Source organism: Paenibacillus sp. O199, from assembly GCF_001636635.1.
GTDB lineage: Bacteria > Bacillota > Bacilli > Paenibacillales > Paenibacillaceae > Paenibacillus > Paenibacillus marchantiae.
This window is the reverse complement of record NZ_LGRP01000002.1, coordinates 454107-469464: the sequence shown is the minus strand read 5'-3', so window position 1 is coordinate 469464 and position 15358 is coordinate 454107. Positions and strand designations below refer to the sequence as shown.

The following is a 15358-nucleotide window of genomic DNA, read 5'->3' as shown; positions in this document are numbered from 1 at the left end:
TTCAATCTCACCTTTCCAGCGGCTAGTTTGTGAAATGTGTAACTTGTTAAAACATGTTTCAACTTGAAGCCACATCATCTGTAATAATGCAGCTTCTCTTGAAACGTCTTGTTCAGTATACCGCATGGTTCTGGTCCGGAAATGCTTCAATTTTGAATAATTAATGACTGAACTATCCGTGAATGAAATGTTGAGTTTTAAATTCAAAAATCGCATCAACAGCATAATGATATCCGCCTGATTTTCGAAAGGATTCCCTCAAATTCGCAGCAGCTTTCTCAAAAGAAGGAACGCTCAACACATGATCCACAGCTTCACGCAGCTGACTGGCAGTCAAGGTTTGCATTTGTAAGCTGATACCTGCTCCTCTACTAACAACCTGCTCAGCGATGATCGGCTGATCCGCGCTTTGAGGGAGTATAATGAGGGGAACCCCATAATATAAACCTTCATTGGTACTGTTCATCCCGCCATGTGTGATAAATAATTTAGCGGACTGCAATACATCCATTTGTGGAACATAACGTTTAACCATAAAATTCCCCGGAATTTCTCCCAGATCCGTAATTTGTGTTCTATCCCCTACAGACATGACGATTGTATGATCGGTATTCCCCAATGCTTCCAAGCAAAGCTTATAGAAATCAAGAGCTTGGTTAAAAATTGTACCCAGTGAAATGTAAATAGGTCTTTTCCCTTTAATTGCTGTCAGGTCGAAGTCTTCATGCGTTAATCGCGAGAAGATGGACGGACCTACAAAATGATACGTGTGGTCGAATGCTTCTCCATAAGGCTGGAATTCCCTTGTTGTATATACGATGGTAAGCGGCGCGGGATTGCAAAACACTTCGTAGGGAGAAGCAATCTCCACATCATATTTTTCCTGTAACCTGATCGTCAGGCTATGGAATGTATCGTTTATAGGTTGGGCGATTTCGGTAGGAACATTTAAGAAAAAGTGTTGCATCAAATGATCGAAAGATTCTTCATTCTGCGCAAAAGAAGTGCATGAATTAATTGCAGGCAGCTTCAGAATTTGCGCAAGCAAACGTCCGCAGCCAAACATGGAATCATGGATGATGTAGTCAAAATGTTCACCCTTAATCTGTTCAAGCACGCTCGGAATGACGATATCTGCCGTAAGTAAAAGACCGTTGACTCGCTCGAGCACATAATCTCTGCCACCTGAGACAAAGGCTTTAATGAATTTTTGACCGTCAAAGGTTCGGACTATAGCCCCCGTCTTTTCCATACGTTCCCGATAAGCTTCTATAGTGAAGTACACGACCTCTTCCCCGCGTGAAATAAGCTCTTGCACGACGCCAATTGTTGGATTGACATGACCCTCTGATCCACCGTTAATAAATAAAACACGTGCCATAACGATCCCTCCTTTGCTATGCTACGTTCTCTAAAAGGTGTAAGAATTCGTATGCAATGATGTGCTTTTCCCCAAAAAAATTTAGGTGGTTGCACGTTCTATCAGTTGAAATTCCAATTGCTGAGGCTGTAGCTCCTGCTTGCCAAGGACGGCCCATAATCGATGAAAGGCCTGCGTAGCTTGTTCTGCAATTGGATTATGTATGGTTGTTATTCCAAGCACACGCGACAACTCAATGTCATCGAAACCAACAATAGCAAGTTGTTCGGGAACTTGTATATTCTGTTTGCGTGCTTCGGACCAGATTCCAATTGCTGCATAATCATTCGAACATAACACCGCTTGAGGAAGTTCTGGCCCACTTGCCATTCTTCGCATCGCCTCTTCTCCGTCAGATGAGCTGAACACGGAATATTGATAAGCTTCACGCAATACAGGCAGACCCTTATCTGCCATAAATGATTCATAGGCTTCCCGCCGACTCTGAGTATTCAGGCTTTCTGCTCTGCCAAAGGCATTGGCAATGCGGGTATAGCCTTTGGACACCAGATGTTCAAGAGCTAGCCTGTAGCCTTGCGCCTGGTCCATAGCCACTGACGGAATTTCGTCATCTCCCATCCGCTGCCAAGATACAATCGGACCATACTCGCAGTAGGCTTTCAGTTTGTCTGGATGATTGACACAGGTCATAATCACCAGTCCATCTACTCGTTTACTCCGCAGATCCTCGAACGCCTGCAATTCAATCTCTTTATCTCCACGCGAAGTATAGATCAGGGTCTGGAATCCATAATCCATCGCTGTATCAATGAATTGATTCATGAACGTAATAATAATTTCGTTGGTTGCGGATGTGACAATTCCAATTTGCTTGGTCTGTCCGGTAGATAACGAAACGGCATTTCGGTTCGGGATATAGTTGAGCTGTTTCATGATTTGCGTTATTTTCTGCCGGGCCTCGTCACTCACATGTGGTGAATGATTAATTACTCTGGACACCGTGGCCTTCGAGTAGCCGGACAGCTTCATAATTTCATCGAACTTGGACACATGAAGTCTCCTTTCTTGCTGACTTTCTATGATGATTTACAGTTTGCCTCAAAATAAATAAAAAGTAAAACTTGACGTGTAACCCGTTCCAACGATTAAGCTTTTTTTATGCAGTGCTGCTGTATGTAATATTCACAATGAATTCATAACGATTGGAGCGATACACATGACTCATTCTCAACATCCATCATTTCATTTCCCTGAAAACTTTATGTGGGGTGGTGCGATTGCCGCCAACCAGGCTGAAGGTGCATATAATCTAGGTGGCAAAGGTTTGTCCACTCAGGATGTGGCTCCCAAAGGTATCATGGGTCCCATTACTGAAGAACCGACTGAAGATAACATGAAACTGATCGGGATTGACCTCTACCACCGTTATAAAGAAGACGTGAAGCTGTTCGCTGAGATGGGATTCAAGGTATTCCGTACTTCCATCGCCTGGTCCCGTATTTTCCCTAAAGGCGATGAGCTGGAACCCAATGAAGAAGGCCTTCAATTCTATGATGATCTCTTTGACGAGTGTCTTAAATACGGAATCGAACCACTGGTCACCCTTTCCCACTACGAGACACCTCTCCATCTCTCCAAGGAATATGATGGCTGGGTTAATCGGAAGATGGTCGGCTTCTACGAGCGTTATGTGACTGCTGTATTTAAACGTTATCAAAATAAAGTGAAATACTGGCTCACGTTCAACGAAATCAATTCGATTCTGGAAGCACCATTCATGAGCGGTGGGATCTACACACCAAAAGAGAAATTGAGCAAGCAGGATCTTTATCAGGCAATACACCATGAGTTTGTAGCCAGCGCTTCTGCTGTGAAACTCTGTCATGAGATCATTCCAACTGCACAGATTGGTTGTATGATGCTCAGTATGCCGACCTATCCACTAACACCGAATCCCGATGACATGATTAAAGTGATGGAATTCGAACACAGCAATTATTTCTTCGGAGATGTACATGTGAGAGGCCGGTATCCTGGATACATGAAACGTTACTTCCGTGAAAATGGGATCCAGATTCAGATGGAAGATGGTGACGAAGACATGTTGCTCCATACCGTCGACTTCATTTCTTTCAGCTATTACATGAGTATCTGCCAAACGGCTGATCCGGATAAACAAGTTGCAGGTGAAGGCAACCTGCTTGGAGGTATACCTAACCCTTACTTGCCTGCAAGTGAATGGGGATGGCAGATCGATCCGCAAGGACTGCGTTATGTTTTGAACATGTTCTATGACCGTTATCAGAAACCACTCTTTATTGTGGAAAATGGGTTGGGCGCTGTGGACGAGCTTATTACCGGATCTGATGGTGAAAAGACAGTTGAAGATGACTATCGCATTCAGTACTTGAATGATCATCTTGTTCAGGTCGGGGAAGCCATTGAAGACGGCGTTGAAGTTATGGGTTATACGTCCTGGGGATGTATTGATGTGGTCAGTGCTTCGTCAGCACAATTGAAAAAGCGTTATGGTTATATCTATGTTGATCGCCATGACGATGGTTCAGGAACACTCGAACGGTATCGCAAAAAGTCGTTCCACTGGTACAAAGATGTCATCGGCAGTAATGGCAAAAGCCTGAAACGTTAAGGATGGATACACCTGGAGCAGGTGCATTCCTGCTCTCCCCCAGCAGAAAACAAGGACATGCATTGGTATACAATGTGATGATGTATTTTTTTCTGCTGAGGGATTTTTATTATTATGGGAGTCCGTCTTCAGTTGAATTGGACCAGGTCCGGTTCCAACGATTTCAACGTTAACCATCTCATCCCTGCTTCAAAGTCTTCCTGGAAGGAATCGATCAGAATGATGTCAGGATAAGATGGCATCGACAGATCGCCTTGATACATTTGCCACGCTTGAACCACTGCATCTTCTTCAACCATATTCTGGTAAATCACAACCTGGTCTGGAGCAAGAATCGCATTTACCATTTGAATCATTTTGCATACCGTTGCAATAAACGCTTCCTTTTCCACTGTATCATACCAATCAATTCCCATAGGAAGGTATTTGACTTCCCCGGCCATGCCAAGTTTTCCTTTGATCACTTTACCGTCCACATAAATGCCCATGCCTGGAGGATATTTGGTTGGAAAATAAATTCCGATGACACACTGATCCTCGTCTAACTCTCTTTTTGCGCAATATCCGCTAATTGCAGCGTTCACATCATTTTCCACCATGACTGGTAATCCGAACTGTGCTTCAAGATCTTCAATCATGCGGACACCTTCTAACTGCCGGTGACTGCTCACCGTAATTTCTCCATTCACGGTTTGCCCCGGAATACCGATACCGATGACTTTAATGGAAGCATGTTGAGCCAGTACGTTCCCAATGATTTCATAGAAGTGTGTCTGGTCAAAGGCGGGCATCGTATATTCTTCTCTGAACACCATGTTATCCTCTAAGTTAATGACAGTGGCTGTGATCAGATCCTGCCCCTGCTTTTCGTTGATATACATGACCAAAGCCAAGCTAAAATCGTAATTATATCTGTAGGTTAATGCAGGTCTCCCCCCGTTGGAAGGTACTGTCTCGTCCTCAAACAGTTCACCCAGTTCACACAACTCTTTGACCAGTGAATTGACGGTTACTACACTGAGCTTGGTCAAAGAGGCCAGTTGTGGCTTGGTTGCTGTTTCTACCCGTTTCATGACCTGGCGTACATGGTTTATATTAATTTCTTTCATCAAATACGCGTTCGCTATTTTCATAAGCACCCCTACTCCATAGTTTCTTCTCCAATGTAGTAACTATACAATATCTCCAAAGGGTTTAAAAACACCCGATGAAAAAACATCGGGCATTCTGAGGGTTCGTATACATTTGTGTTAGCTTCTTCTATACTTCGTTTTGTCTGCTTCCGTTATTTTGCGAATCACTCTGCATGGATTACCCGCAGCAATTACATCCGAAGGAATGTCTCTGGTAACTACACTTCCTGCACCGATGATTGTGTTATCTCCAATAGTCACACCCGCAAGCACAGTCACGCCGCCACCAATCCATACATTATTGCCCACTGTGATGGGACCTACAATTTCAAGCCCTTCGTTACGTTGTTCCACATCATAAGGATGACCAGCAGTGTAGAATCCACAGTTCGGAGCAACAAAAACGTTGTCACCAAACCGGATTTTAGCTCCATCCAGCATAACTATATTATGATTGCTATAGAAGTTCTCGCCAATTTCAATGTTATAGCCGTAATCACATAAAAATGGCTGCTCAATCAGGAAACGATCCGTCGTTTTTCCAAGCAACTTTTTGATCAATACTTCTCTCTCAGTGATCTTACCTGGGTGAAGTTGATTATACTCGTAACAAAGTCCCTTCGCGTACAACCGCTCATCAATTAATTCTTTGTCGTAATTCGCATTATACAGTAGTCCCAGTTGTGATTTCTCTTTTTCTGTCATGAATTCTTATGCCTCCAACTCTTCTGTCCAAAATGAATAGATTAAAGCTCTATCTCTCTAATGATTCTAGCAGGATTTCCACCAACAATCATGTTATCCGGGACATCTTTTGTGACTACCGCACCGGAAGCAATAACGACATTGTTACCAATGGTGATCCCTGGATTAATGACTGCCCTGCCTCCGATCCATACATTATTCCCTATGGTTACTGGCTTGCCATATTCTGCACCTGTTATCCGTTCAAATGGATTCAAGGGATGAGTAGCGGTATATATGTGAACATCAGGTCCCATTAAACAGTTATCCCCAATGCGCACTTCACATACGTCAAGTATCGTACAGTTAAAGTTGGTATAGAAATGCTCTCCAACATGAATGTTGTATCCATAGTCAAAATGAATGTTCGGTTCCATGCTCAGGTGTTCACCCGTTGAACCCAATAGCTCTTTCAATACTTTTGTACGGAGCTCACCATCTGTTTCTGTAGTCTGATTGTACATGCGTGTCATTTTTCTAGCATGTTCCCTGTCTTCAGACAATTGGGGATCGGAAGCCAAGTACAGCTCACCATCGATCATCTTTTGTTTTTCTGATTTTGTTGTGATATTGCTCATGATTGTTTCCCCTTTACGTCTATATTAATATTCGAAACCATAAATTAAGATACTTTATAAAGCTATAATAATTATATGGGATAAGTTAAATAAATCAAGTTCCTTTGCAAATTGAATATAGAAATATTATGCCTAATGTTATTAAAAAAACCTCTGCGATCCAATAATTATTGGATCGCAGAGGTTTGCTGAAGTAAAAAAATATATAGCAGTTTGCAAAGACAACTTTTAAATCAACACATTATCCAGCCGCCTGAACCGTTTGCTCTTTGCGACTGATTGCATAAACGGCTGACACCAGACCCATCAGGATTAAAACTGATCCCACCCATCCTGTATACATAATGGATGAATGATCGATAACCACCCCGCCAATATAGGTTCCGAGAGCTATACCAGCATGTGCAATTCCTGAATTGGTGCTAATTAACGTTTCAGCCGTTGCCGGTGAGGTTTTGATAATCAGACTATTCTGTACCGGGGTAACGGTCCAGCTTAATGCACTCCAGATACTTAGCAGAATCAAGAAGGCAATTAAAGGCAACCCGGTACTAAATGGAATAACCGCCATGCTTATGATAAAGGGTATCAGCACGATGATAATGGCTTTGGCTGGGTGCAAGCGATCTGATAATATGCCGCCGATGCCGCCGCCTGCTACAGCAGCGATACCAAACATCATATAGATAAAGGTGACCATTGTTGAGCTGGCTCCCAGCGCTTCCTGGAGAAATGGTGTGAAATAAGCATATAACGTCAAGTGTCCTGCAAGCACAAGCAATGTTGTAACATGGATTGCCAGCATTTTCGGATTCCATAGAGCAGTAAGCTGCTTCTTCAGGGATACTGCCGGAATCGGCTGCACACGATCCATGGCAATGCCAATGGCAACCATGACTACTGCAGTCAAAATCGCGATCAACATAAACACTTCACGCCATCCTGCGATATTACCCACAAAGATTCCGAGAGGTACCCCCAGAATCAGTGATGCACTTCCTCCCATCGTGATTATTCCCACAGCACGCCCTTTATATTGGGGCTCCACAATACGAGCTGCGAGCGTCAAAGACAGGACAAAAATCAGCGAGCCCGTTGCAGCCCCCAATGCTCTGCCTGCCAAAAGAATATAGAAATTAGCACTGAACGCAGAGATGAGATTGCTGATTAGAAAAATGAATAAAGTGCACATATATACTTTTTTACGTTCGAATCTAGCCGTCATATTTAACAAAATAGGCGCAGATAACGCATAGACAAGGGAGAAGATGGAAATTAAATACCCGGCTTTGGCCAAGGTCAGATGAAGATCTGTTGCAATCAAGTCCAGAATCCCGCCTAAAATGAGTTCAACTGTACCAACCACAAAGGCCGCGATTGCCAGGACGTATACTTTTTTATTCATTTTTTAAATCCTCCTCGAAAGTTACAACTACGATAGTAACTTAATCGAGGGAAGATTTCAACACAAAAAAGCTATTCTCAGAAAGAATAGCTTTGGAATCATCATATTAATAAATTAATCGCGCCAGCAGACGTGCAATTTCTTCATCCTGAAGCAGCTGGTCACCGTATTTTTTGGTAATTTGAGTAAGAGCGACGTCATGATAGAAATAATCCGTCATTGCTTTAACAATCGGTTTGGATGTTGTCTTTATTGCCTTCCATGAATCATGTTCGATTCCTGCAAACAAAAGATAACCATGGTCAACAATAATTAGCTGCGAGGGCTCAAGATTACTGTCTTCAAGCATCGGAATTAACGAATATTTATGGGCTAGAGACGTCTGCAGTCCTCCTACAGCCAGGACCTCTACATGTACACCTTCAGCTTCTTTTTGCTCCAGAAGCTCCCGATACTTCTCCATTTGCTCGTTCCAGGCCAGAAAAAGGATAGATGAATCCGCTTCCTCAATAAGCTGTTCAATATTCGATGCAATAGATGATGCATCCTTCAATGTCCAGATATGTTCATCAGTGAATGTACGTTTGATTTTATACGTCTTTAATTCCTCAATATCCTTCTCAAAGTCAGCCCTAATTTTGAGGATAATGGACTGAAGATCAACCGCCATGTACAATTTTTTCTTCCCATGCATAGTTGTTAGGACGATTCCCTTATCAATAAGCCGATTAAGCACTTCGTATATCTTAGCCTTGGGTACATTGGAGTAATTAACAATGGATGTGGCATCGAGCGGTGAATCCTGCGCAAATATGGCCTCATATACCTGACTTTCATATTGTGTAAAACCGAATTTCTGCAACATGGTTCGATTCGGGCTCCTTCTTGTTTGTATCGTTCTATACAGTTTAGACGCCTGAACTTCCCATGTCCAGTTTATCCCACCGACGTTTCATACTAGTCGTAATGATATTACTGTAAGAGTGGAGCATCCAAATATAATGATCTTCCAATGGTTATATTAAGATTGATTCAGGCTACACATTTTGATTTTCTGAAGGAGGTTTGCTTAAACATGGAGAGCACCCATGATTTTGTAAAGAAAGTGAATGAGAACGCCGAAAAAGCACGTCATAACAAAAACAATGGTAAAGGTACACCAACAGATAAACTGCCGGCGAAGCAGCATAGCACCAATAAGTAAGACTAAAATCAATTGCAGCAAATTAGGGAAATAGCGCTCTTATTTTTTTCAAGCACAAGAAACAAGAAAAAGGATCTCTAGTGAGGTCCTTTTCTTGTTATTTGAGATCTACTCGTTGAAGACATTCAATCTGCTACGTTCGATCCCAAAAGCGTTGCTGGGTCATTGCTTGAATGAATTGCTCTGCAAACGCCGCTGGTTGTTGTTCCACAATGACGCCAGGTTTGCCGATAATACCGACTGGCTGGATCAGTGCCTCCCCCGTCGGTGTAGCTCCTACCGGTTTAAAATGATTGTACGTTTCAATGGCATAGGATCGGGTGTATTTCTGAAAATAATTATCTTCCTTCTGTCCTCCAACAATGAATAACCCATCATATACTAAAGGTGATCCGGTCAAAAAGCTGTCATCCACTTTCAATTCCACACCGCTCGTTCCATGGACCACACCTTGTCTTTCATGAACAATGACTGGACGAAGTCCCGCGCTCTTAAACTCATCCAAAATGTATTGTGTGCTGGGACCATCAAATCCTTCACCGACAATCACCCCGACGCGCAGTGTCTTGGGAGAAAATACGGTATTGGCCATGCTTAGCGCAGGGGAGGATTTTGTCACCGTAGATTCGGAAACCTTAGGTACAGCGACTCCAAGCTCGCGAGCCAGAATGGTTGCCAGCTCTGTGCTGATATTCCCTAACATATCGACGACCTGTTGGCGAATCGAAACATCTTTTACTTTCCCAAGCTCAAACGTGAGTGCCTGAATGATATGACCCTTCTCCACACCAGTCATGCTGTTCCAGAATAAACGTGCCTGTGAGAAATGATCCAGGAAACTAGCTGCCGTTTTTCGTTCCTTGAGACCTTGCACCGTGGAAGGATACGTTACAAACCCACCTTTTGTACCGGGCACAGTATAGGGAGAATTATTGGCAAGAGAGTTATCGTGATAGGCGACTCTTCCTCGATCAATGGTGTAGCGGGAAGCACCGTCTCTCTGGTTGTTATGTACAGGGCACACGGGACGATTGATCGGCAATTCCTGATAATTCGTGCCCACCCTTGCCAATTGTGTATCCGTATACGAGAATAGCCGGCCTTGAAGCAGTGGATCATTGCTGAAATCAATGCCACGTACAATGTTGCCAGGATGGAAAGCCGACTGTTCCGTTTCCGCAAATACATTCTCGACATTTTGGTTAATCGTCATTTTGCCAATGATTCGTACCGGAATGTCTTCTTCTGGCCATAATTTCGTTGCATCCAAAATATCAAAATCAAACTTGAATTCATCCGCTTCCTCCAGCACCTGTATTCCAAGTTCGAACTCAGCAAAGTTACCTGCATTGATATTCTCCCACAGGTCCCTGCGATGAAAATCCGGGTCCGCACCGCCCAGCTTCTGCGCCTCATCCCACACAAAAGAATGCATGCCAAGTACAGGCCGCCAATGAAATTTCACGAATCTGGATTTGCCTTCTTTGTTCACCAGCCGGAAGGTATGTACTCCAAATCCCTGCATCATTCGAAAGCTTCGCGGTATCGTGCGATCCGACATAATCCACATGACCATCGCTGCCGACTCCTGATTATTGGCGATGAAGTCCCAGAAGGTATCGTGCGCAGTGGAGCCTTGTGGAATTTCATTATTGGGTTCCGGCTTCAGTGCATGAATCAAATCCGGGAACTTGATCCCATCCTGAATGAAGAAGATCGGAATATTATTGCCGACCAGATCAAAGTTGCCTTCTTCGGTATAAAACTTCACTGAAAACCCACGCACATCCCGATTCGTTTCGTTCACTCCTTTGGAGCCTGCAACCTCGGAAAAACGAACGAATAGCGGTGTCTTCACACCGGGATCCTGAAGAAAATGTGCCATCGTTAACTCTTCAAGTGACTCATATAACTCAAATTCACCGTAGGCTCCATATCCCCGGGCATGCACAACTCTCTCCGGAATGCGTTCCCGGTCAAAGTGAGACAATTTCTCACGCATCAGAAAATCTTCAAGCAGCGTGGGTCCGCGATCCCCCGCTTTTAGCGAGTTGCTATCATCCGATATTTTAACCCCTTCGTTGGAAGACATCTCTTTTCCGTTATTATCCCGAAGAAAGGCATTTCGCTGTTCTATCTTTTTGTTCTCATCCATGGGTTCCTTGCTCATTCCAATCACCTCCAGCATTATATGTATGGGACTGGAAGTACACTTATGATTGACTGATACACCATACTTTGGTCCGAATCATGTGTGTGAATTACAAATATGAATTGCATGAACTTATCAATGGGTATAACTGGGGATTGTCCCATTTATGAAATATCGCGTCCTTTGTCTAGCACCTTCCTCATTTCCTTTTCATTTACTATAAAGAATCTAATAGAAAAGAGATGATGAGGATGGCTAGTGTAAAAGCTGTTCCACAACCGGATTTGGTATTGATCTACTGGTCCAGAAATCCGCTCGTTCCCGGTTCTGCACGCCGAATCAGAAGTGTACGTGTGATCGGGAACACATCCCCTTGTACCTTCACACTGGTGCGTGGTGCATTGCTGATTAATGCCTTAAACTGTTTGCTGGACAATGATATTGGTTTTAAAGTGGTGTATAGCAAAAAAACATCGAGCATCAGTGGCGTTTTATTGTTGAAACGCAGATCTTAAACGAACAAACAGGTGCCCTCCTTCAATAAGGAAGTGCACCTGTTTGTTATTTAATCAATGAATGATGTGACTGAACTCCACTCTATTTGACGTTCATATAACGTTCGAAGGCATCATTACGGATGGTCAGTAACTGTTCAAGTCCCATATCATTCAACTTTTTGATATAAGCATCCCAGCCGTCTTCGATGCCGCCTTTGGTTACCCACTGAGCTCGCATCGTCGCTACATAACCGTCAATATCCGTTGTCAGCGTTGGCAGCTCCTGGAACTCTTCAGCATTGTACATAACCTTCGGATAAGGTGTCGTTACATCTGCACTGCCCAACTGATCAATTTGCAGCTTGAGTCCGTCACCAGCCTTCGGATTAAGCTTAATTTTTTCTTCAAAGGAAGGGCTTACATATTTGGGTCCGAAATCACGCAGGGATTGATCCCAGTACCAAGCATCGGCGCTAGTGCCTGCTGGCGGGTCCATCAGCGTATATGTGCCATCATCATTTTTCTTGATTACAGTTCCAATCGCACCCCAGAAATTCTGAATGCTGGCTTCGTTGGAATAGAACTGATCAGCCCAGCGTGCCGCTACTTCTGGAACAGTACATGAACTTGTAATCAGCAGTTCATTACGGGCCAGATTCATACCGCCTGGATCACCTGGTTGATAACGTTTGCCATCAGGTCCGGCAATAGGCGCAATCGCTTCGTATTGGTCGCTCCACTTGCCAAACACCGCATCAGGTGTCCATTGGTTGCTGAAGCCGACGATTGGAATGTCTGCATTTTGCCATTTGGCTGATGTCATTGTATTGTCTTGTGTGAACAGTTCCTGATCAATCAACCCTTCTGAATACAGCTTATGTGTATAAATAAGAGCTTCTTTATAGGCGTCAGTCGTTGGGAAGAAGACCGGTTTACCGTCCTGCACAATCATACTGCTGGCATTAATGTCAGTGATTCCGAATGGATTGAGGAAATCCACATTCAGACCCGTTTCCGTGTACGGAATTTCGTCCTGTTTTCCATTTCCGTTCGGATCTTTTTCCTTAAACGCTTTCAACACCTGATACAGTTCTTCTGTTGTCGTTGGTGCTTTCAGCCCCAGCTTATCAAGCCAAGCCTTATTAATTACAGGCTGATTCCGGCTCTTCGGACGGGCAGGCAGTCTTGTTGGCATGGAATAGATTTTGCCATCAGGAAACGTACTGATTTTCTTCATGTCTGGCGTCTCTTGCATAGCCGCCTTCAAGTTGGGCATATACGAGTCAATATACTCATCCAGTGGACGGAAATAGCTCAGGTTGTTTACAATGTCCGAATCGCTGAACACCTGGTCACCCAAGATAATGTCCGGGAGTGTACCACTGGCAAGCATAATGGATTTCTGCTCCCCCCAGTCATTAGAGGACATGACCTGCCACTCAATTTTCACATTGGAATCCTTCTCCAAATCCTTGAGCCATTGGTTCTGTGTAAAGGTGTCGCCCATATTCCCCCAACGAACCGTCAGTACCTTGAGTGTGACTGGTTTATTGACAATCGGCAGACCTTCCTGATTAAAATCACTTGAAATCGTAGTCTCCGCAGGTTCACTACTATTTCCACTACTACAGCCAACAACGCTGACCAACATGGCCGACACGAGAAGCAGGCTGTTCATTTTGGTGAATAACTTCTTGCCTATCTTTTTCCCCATTTGGGAACCCCCTTGATTCGTAATGAATTTCAACCCGCCTTATTCCTTCACTGCGCCGATCATCACCCCCTGATTGAAATACTTTTGGATGAACGGATACACACACATGATCGGAATTGTAGCGATGATAATAACGGAATACCTCATCAAATTGGCAAGACGCAGGGCAACTTGTGCTGCTTCTCCTGTACCCATGCCAGACTGCATCTGATTCGTGATGAGGATATTACGTAAAATTAGTTGCAGCGGATACAGATTCGGATCTTTTAGATAAATCAGGGCATTAAAATATGAATTCCAATACCCTACAGCAATCCATAGTCCGAGGACTGCGATGATTGCTTTGGACAGCGGCAATACGATCAGTACAAAATACCTCAGGTTACCACAGCCATCGATCTGGGCAGCTTCCCATAAATCTCCCGGAATACTGGTCTGGAAAAATGTCCGGGCGACGATCATGTCGAAAACCACGACTGAGAACGGAAGCACCATCACCAGGAACGTGTTATAGAGATGGAAGTCGCGGATCGTCAGGAAGGTTGGAATCAAGCCGCCGCTGAAGAACATCGTAAAGATAAAGAACAGCGAGAAAAATTTGCGCCCGACCAGATCTTTTCTCGATAATGCGTAAGCCGCCGAAATATTAACGACAAGCCCGAAGAGTGTTCCCACCACCGTATACAGAATGGTATTTCGATATCCGATCCAGATATTTTCGTGTCGCAGCAGTTCCCTATACCCTTCAAGCGTGAAACCTTTGGGGAAAACCCACACCTGTCCGTTAGCCACAGATGAAGGATCACTGAACGAGGCGATGACAATAAAATAGATCGGATAAATGATAGCAATCAGAAAAAGAACAGCAAAGGCATACAGTACAACTTCTGCAACCGTAACACGTGGTCGACGTTTTGTACGGGGAGTTCTGGTCATTGCTGCCGGTTCCATAACGCTCATCTTGTTTGTCTCCCCCCTACCATAGACTGTTTTCACTGTATTTCTTGGACAACTGGTTGACCAGAATAAGCAAAATGAAATTAATGACGGTATTAAACAGGTTTATCGCTGAGGAGAAGCTGTATTGGCTGCTCAGTAACCCGATTTTGTATACATAAGTAGACAGAATCTCACTTGAGAGAATGTTCAGGTCATTCTGCATCAGATACACCTTCTCAAATCCTACGCCCAGTAATCCGCCTACCCGCAGAATAAGCAGCGTGATGGCAGTCGGCAGCAGCATCGGAATATCAATATAACGAACCTTGTGCCATCGACTTGCCCCATCAACCGTGGCCGCTTCATAGAGGCTTGGGTCTACGGCAGACAGCGCGGCAATATAGATAATGCTATCCCAACCGACATGCTGCCACACGTCAGACCATACATACACACTGCTGAACAGAGCTGATGAACCCATTAAGTCCGGTGCTTGTGCTCCAAACAGCTGATACATATTGCCAACGAGCCCTGTACTTGGCGAGAACAGGATCAGCATCAACCCAACCATAACTACCGTTGAAATAAAGTGAGGCATATAGGAGACTGTCTGAAAAAGCCTCTTGAATCTTCCGGCTCTCATCTGGTTCACCAGTAGTGCAAGCATAATTGGGATCGGAAAAGTAGCCAAGCTGTACAGACTGATCACAAGTGTGTTACGTATCGTATTGGTAAATTGATAGGAATGAAAGAATTTCTCAAAGTATTTGAATCCAGCCCAAGGGCTGTCTCCGATTCCCAACGCCGGACTGTAGTCCTTAAAAGCGATTAATACGCCGTACATCGGCTTGTAGGCAAATAAAAGTGTCAACAGAACCGCTGGAAAAAGCAAAACGTAAAGGCCCCAGTTTCGCCTGATTCTCTCCAACGTTCTTCCAATATAAAGTGGATTGGTCCTCAT

Annotated in this window: 14 protein-coding genes; 3 read left to right on the top strand and 11 right to left on the bottom strand. The window is 44.0% G+C overall.

Annotated features, from left to right (window positions below; all coding sequences use genetic code 11):
- Positions 1-172: 172 nt before the first annotated feature.
- Both A6049_RS05225 and A6049_RS05220 read right to left on the bottom strand, forming a co-directional pair.
- On the bottom strand, positions 173-1381 hold the full coding sequence (locus A6049_RS05225; RefSeq protein WP_063563585.1) for a macrolide family glycosyltransferase: 1209 nt from the start codon (positions 1379-1381) through the stop codon (positions 173-175).
- A gap of 81 nt (positions 1382-1462) precedes the next feature.
- A complete protein-coding gene (locus tag A6049_RS05220) occupies positions 1463-2431 on the bottom strand; it encodes a LacI family DNA-binding transcriptional regulator (protein WP_063563584.1) in 969 nt (322 codons plus the stop codon).
- Positions 2432-2597: 166 nt separating this feature from the next.
- Here A6049_RS05220 and A6049_RS05215 point away from each other — a divergent pair, with 166 nt between their 5' ends.
- Positions 2598-4031 (top strand): glycoside hydrolase family 1 protein, encoded by a 1434-nt coding sequence (locus A6049_RS05215; RefSeq protein WP_063563583.1) that lies wholly within the window; start codon positions 2598-2600, stop codon positions 4029-4031.
- Positions 4032-4159: 128 nt separating this feature from the next.
- On the opposite strand, the gene A6049_RS05210 is transcribed toward A6049_RS05215, so the two are convergent.
- From A6049_RS05210 to A6049_RS05190, 5 genes are all read right to left on the bottom strand, one after another.
- Positions 4160-5164 carry an ROK family protein gene (locus tag A6049_RS05210; RefSeq protein WP_063563582.1) on the bottom strand — a complete coding sequence of 335 codons (1005 nt, stop codon included), beginning with the start codon at positions 5162-5164 and terminating at the stop codon, positions 4160-4162.
- 117 nt (positions 5165-5281) lie between these two features.
- Positions 5282-5869, bottom strand: coding sequence for a sugar O-acetyltransferase (locus A6049_RS05205; RefSeq protein ID WP_063563581.1), 588 nt, complete (start codon positions 5867-5869; stop codon positions 5282-5284).
- 41 nt (positions 5870-5910) lie between these two features.
- Positions 5911-6486: a sugar O-acetyltransferase gene (locus A6049_RS05200; protein WP_162842424.1), complete on the bottom strand. Its 576-nt coding sequence runs from the start codon at positions 6484-6486 to the stop codon at positions 5911-5913.
- A 241-nt stretch (positions 6487-6727) separates the two neighbouring features.
- Complete coding sequence (locus tag A6049_RS05195) at positions 6728-7891, bottom strand: MFS transporter (RefSeq protein WP_063563580.1); 1164 nt, start codon at positions 7889-7891, stop codon at positions 6728-6730.
- Positions 7892-7997: 106 nt separating this feature from the next.
- A complete protein-coding gene (locus tag A6049_RS05190) occupies positions 7998-8756 on the bottom strand; it encodes a TrmB family transcriptional regulator (RefSeq protein ID WP_063563579.1) in 759 nt (252 codons plus the stop codon).
- 210 nt (positions 8757-8966) lie between these two features.
- Between A6049_RS05190 and A6049_RS32465 the strand changes: the two genes are divergently transcribed.
- Positions 8967-9095: a DUF4023 family protein gene (locus A6049_RS32465; protein WP_036664828.1), complete on the top strand. Its 129-nt coding sequence runs from the start codon at positions 8967-8969 to the stop codon at positions 9093-9095.
- Between the two features lie 133 nt (positions 9096-9228).
- Here A6049_RS32465 and A6049_RS05185 read toward each other — a convergent pair whose 3' ends face one another.
- A complete protein-coding gene (locus A6049_RS05185; protein ID WP_371129217.1) occupies positions 9229-11265 on the bottom strand; it encodes a catalase in 2037 nt (678 codons plus the stop codon).
- 233 nt (positions 11266-11498) lie between these two features.
- Here A6049_RS05185 and A6049_RS05180 point away from each other — a divergent pair, with 233 nt between their 5' ends.
- On the top strand, positions 11499-11762 hold the full coding sequence (locus A6049_RS05180) for a hypothetical protein (RefSeq protein WP_063563578.1): 264 nt from the start codon (positions 11499-11501) through the stop codon (positions 11760-11762).
- 82 nt (positions 11763-11844) lie between these two features.
- On the opposite strand, the gene A6049_RS05175 is transcribed toward A6049_RS05180, so the two are convergent.
- The 3 genes from A6049_RS05175 to A6049_RS05165 are packed head-to-tail and all read right to left on the bottom strand — an operon-like array spanning position 11845 to position 15358.
- Entirely contained in the window at positions 11845-13458 is a 1614-nt protein-coding gene (locus A6049_RS05175) for a type 2 periplasmic-binding domain-containing protein (protein WP_063563577.1), read from the bottom strand.
- 39 nt (positions 13459-13497) lie between these two features.
- The gene (locus A6049_RS05170; protein ID WP_063563637.1) at positions 13498-14394 is read right to left on the bottom strand and encodes a carbohydrate ABC transporter permease; all 897 of its coding nucleotides are present in this window, start codon (positions 14392-14394) and stop codon (positions 13498-13500) included.
- A gap of 40 nt (positions 14395-14434) precedes the next feature.
- Positions 14435-15358, bottom strand: a complete 924-nt coding sequence (locus A6049_RS05165; RefSeq protein ID WP_063563576.1) for an ABC transporter permease — start codon at positions 15356-15358, stop codon at positions 14435-14437.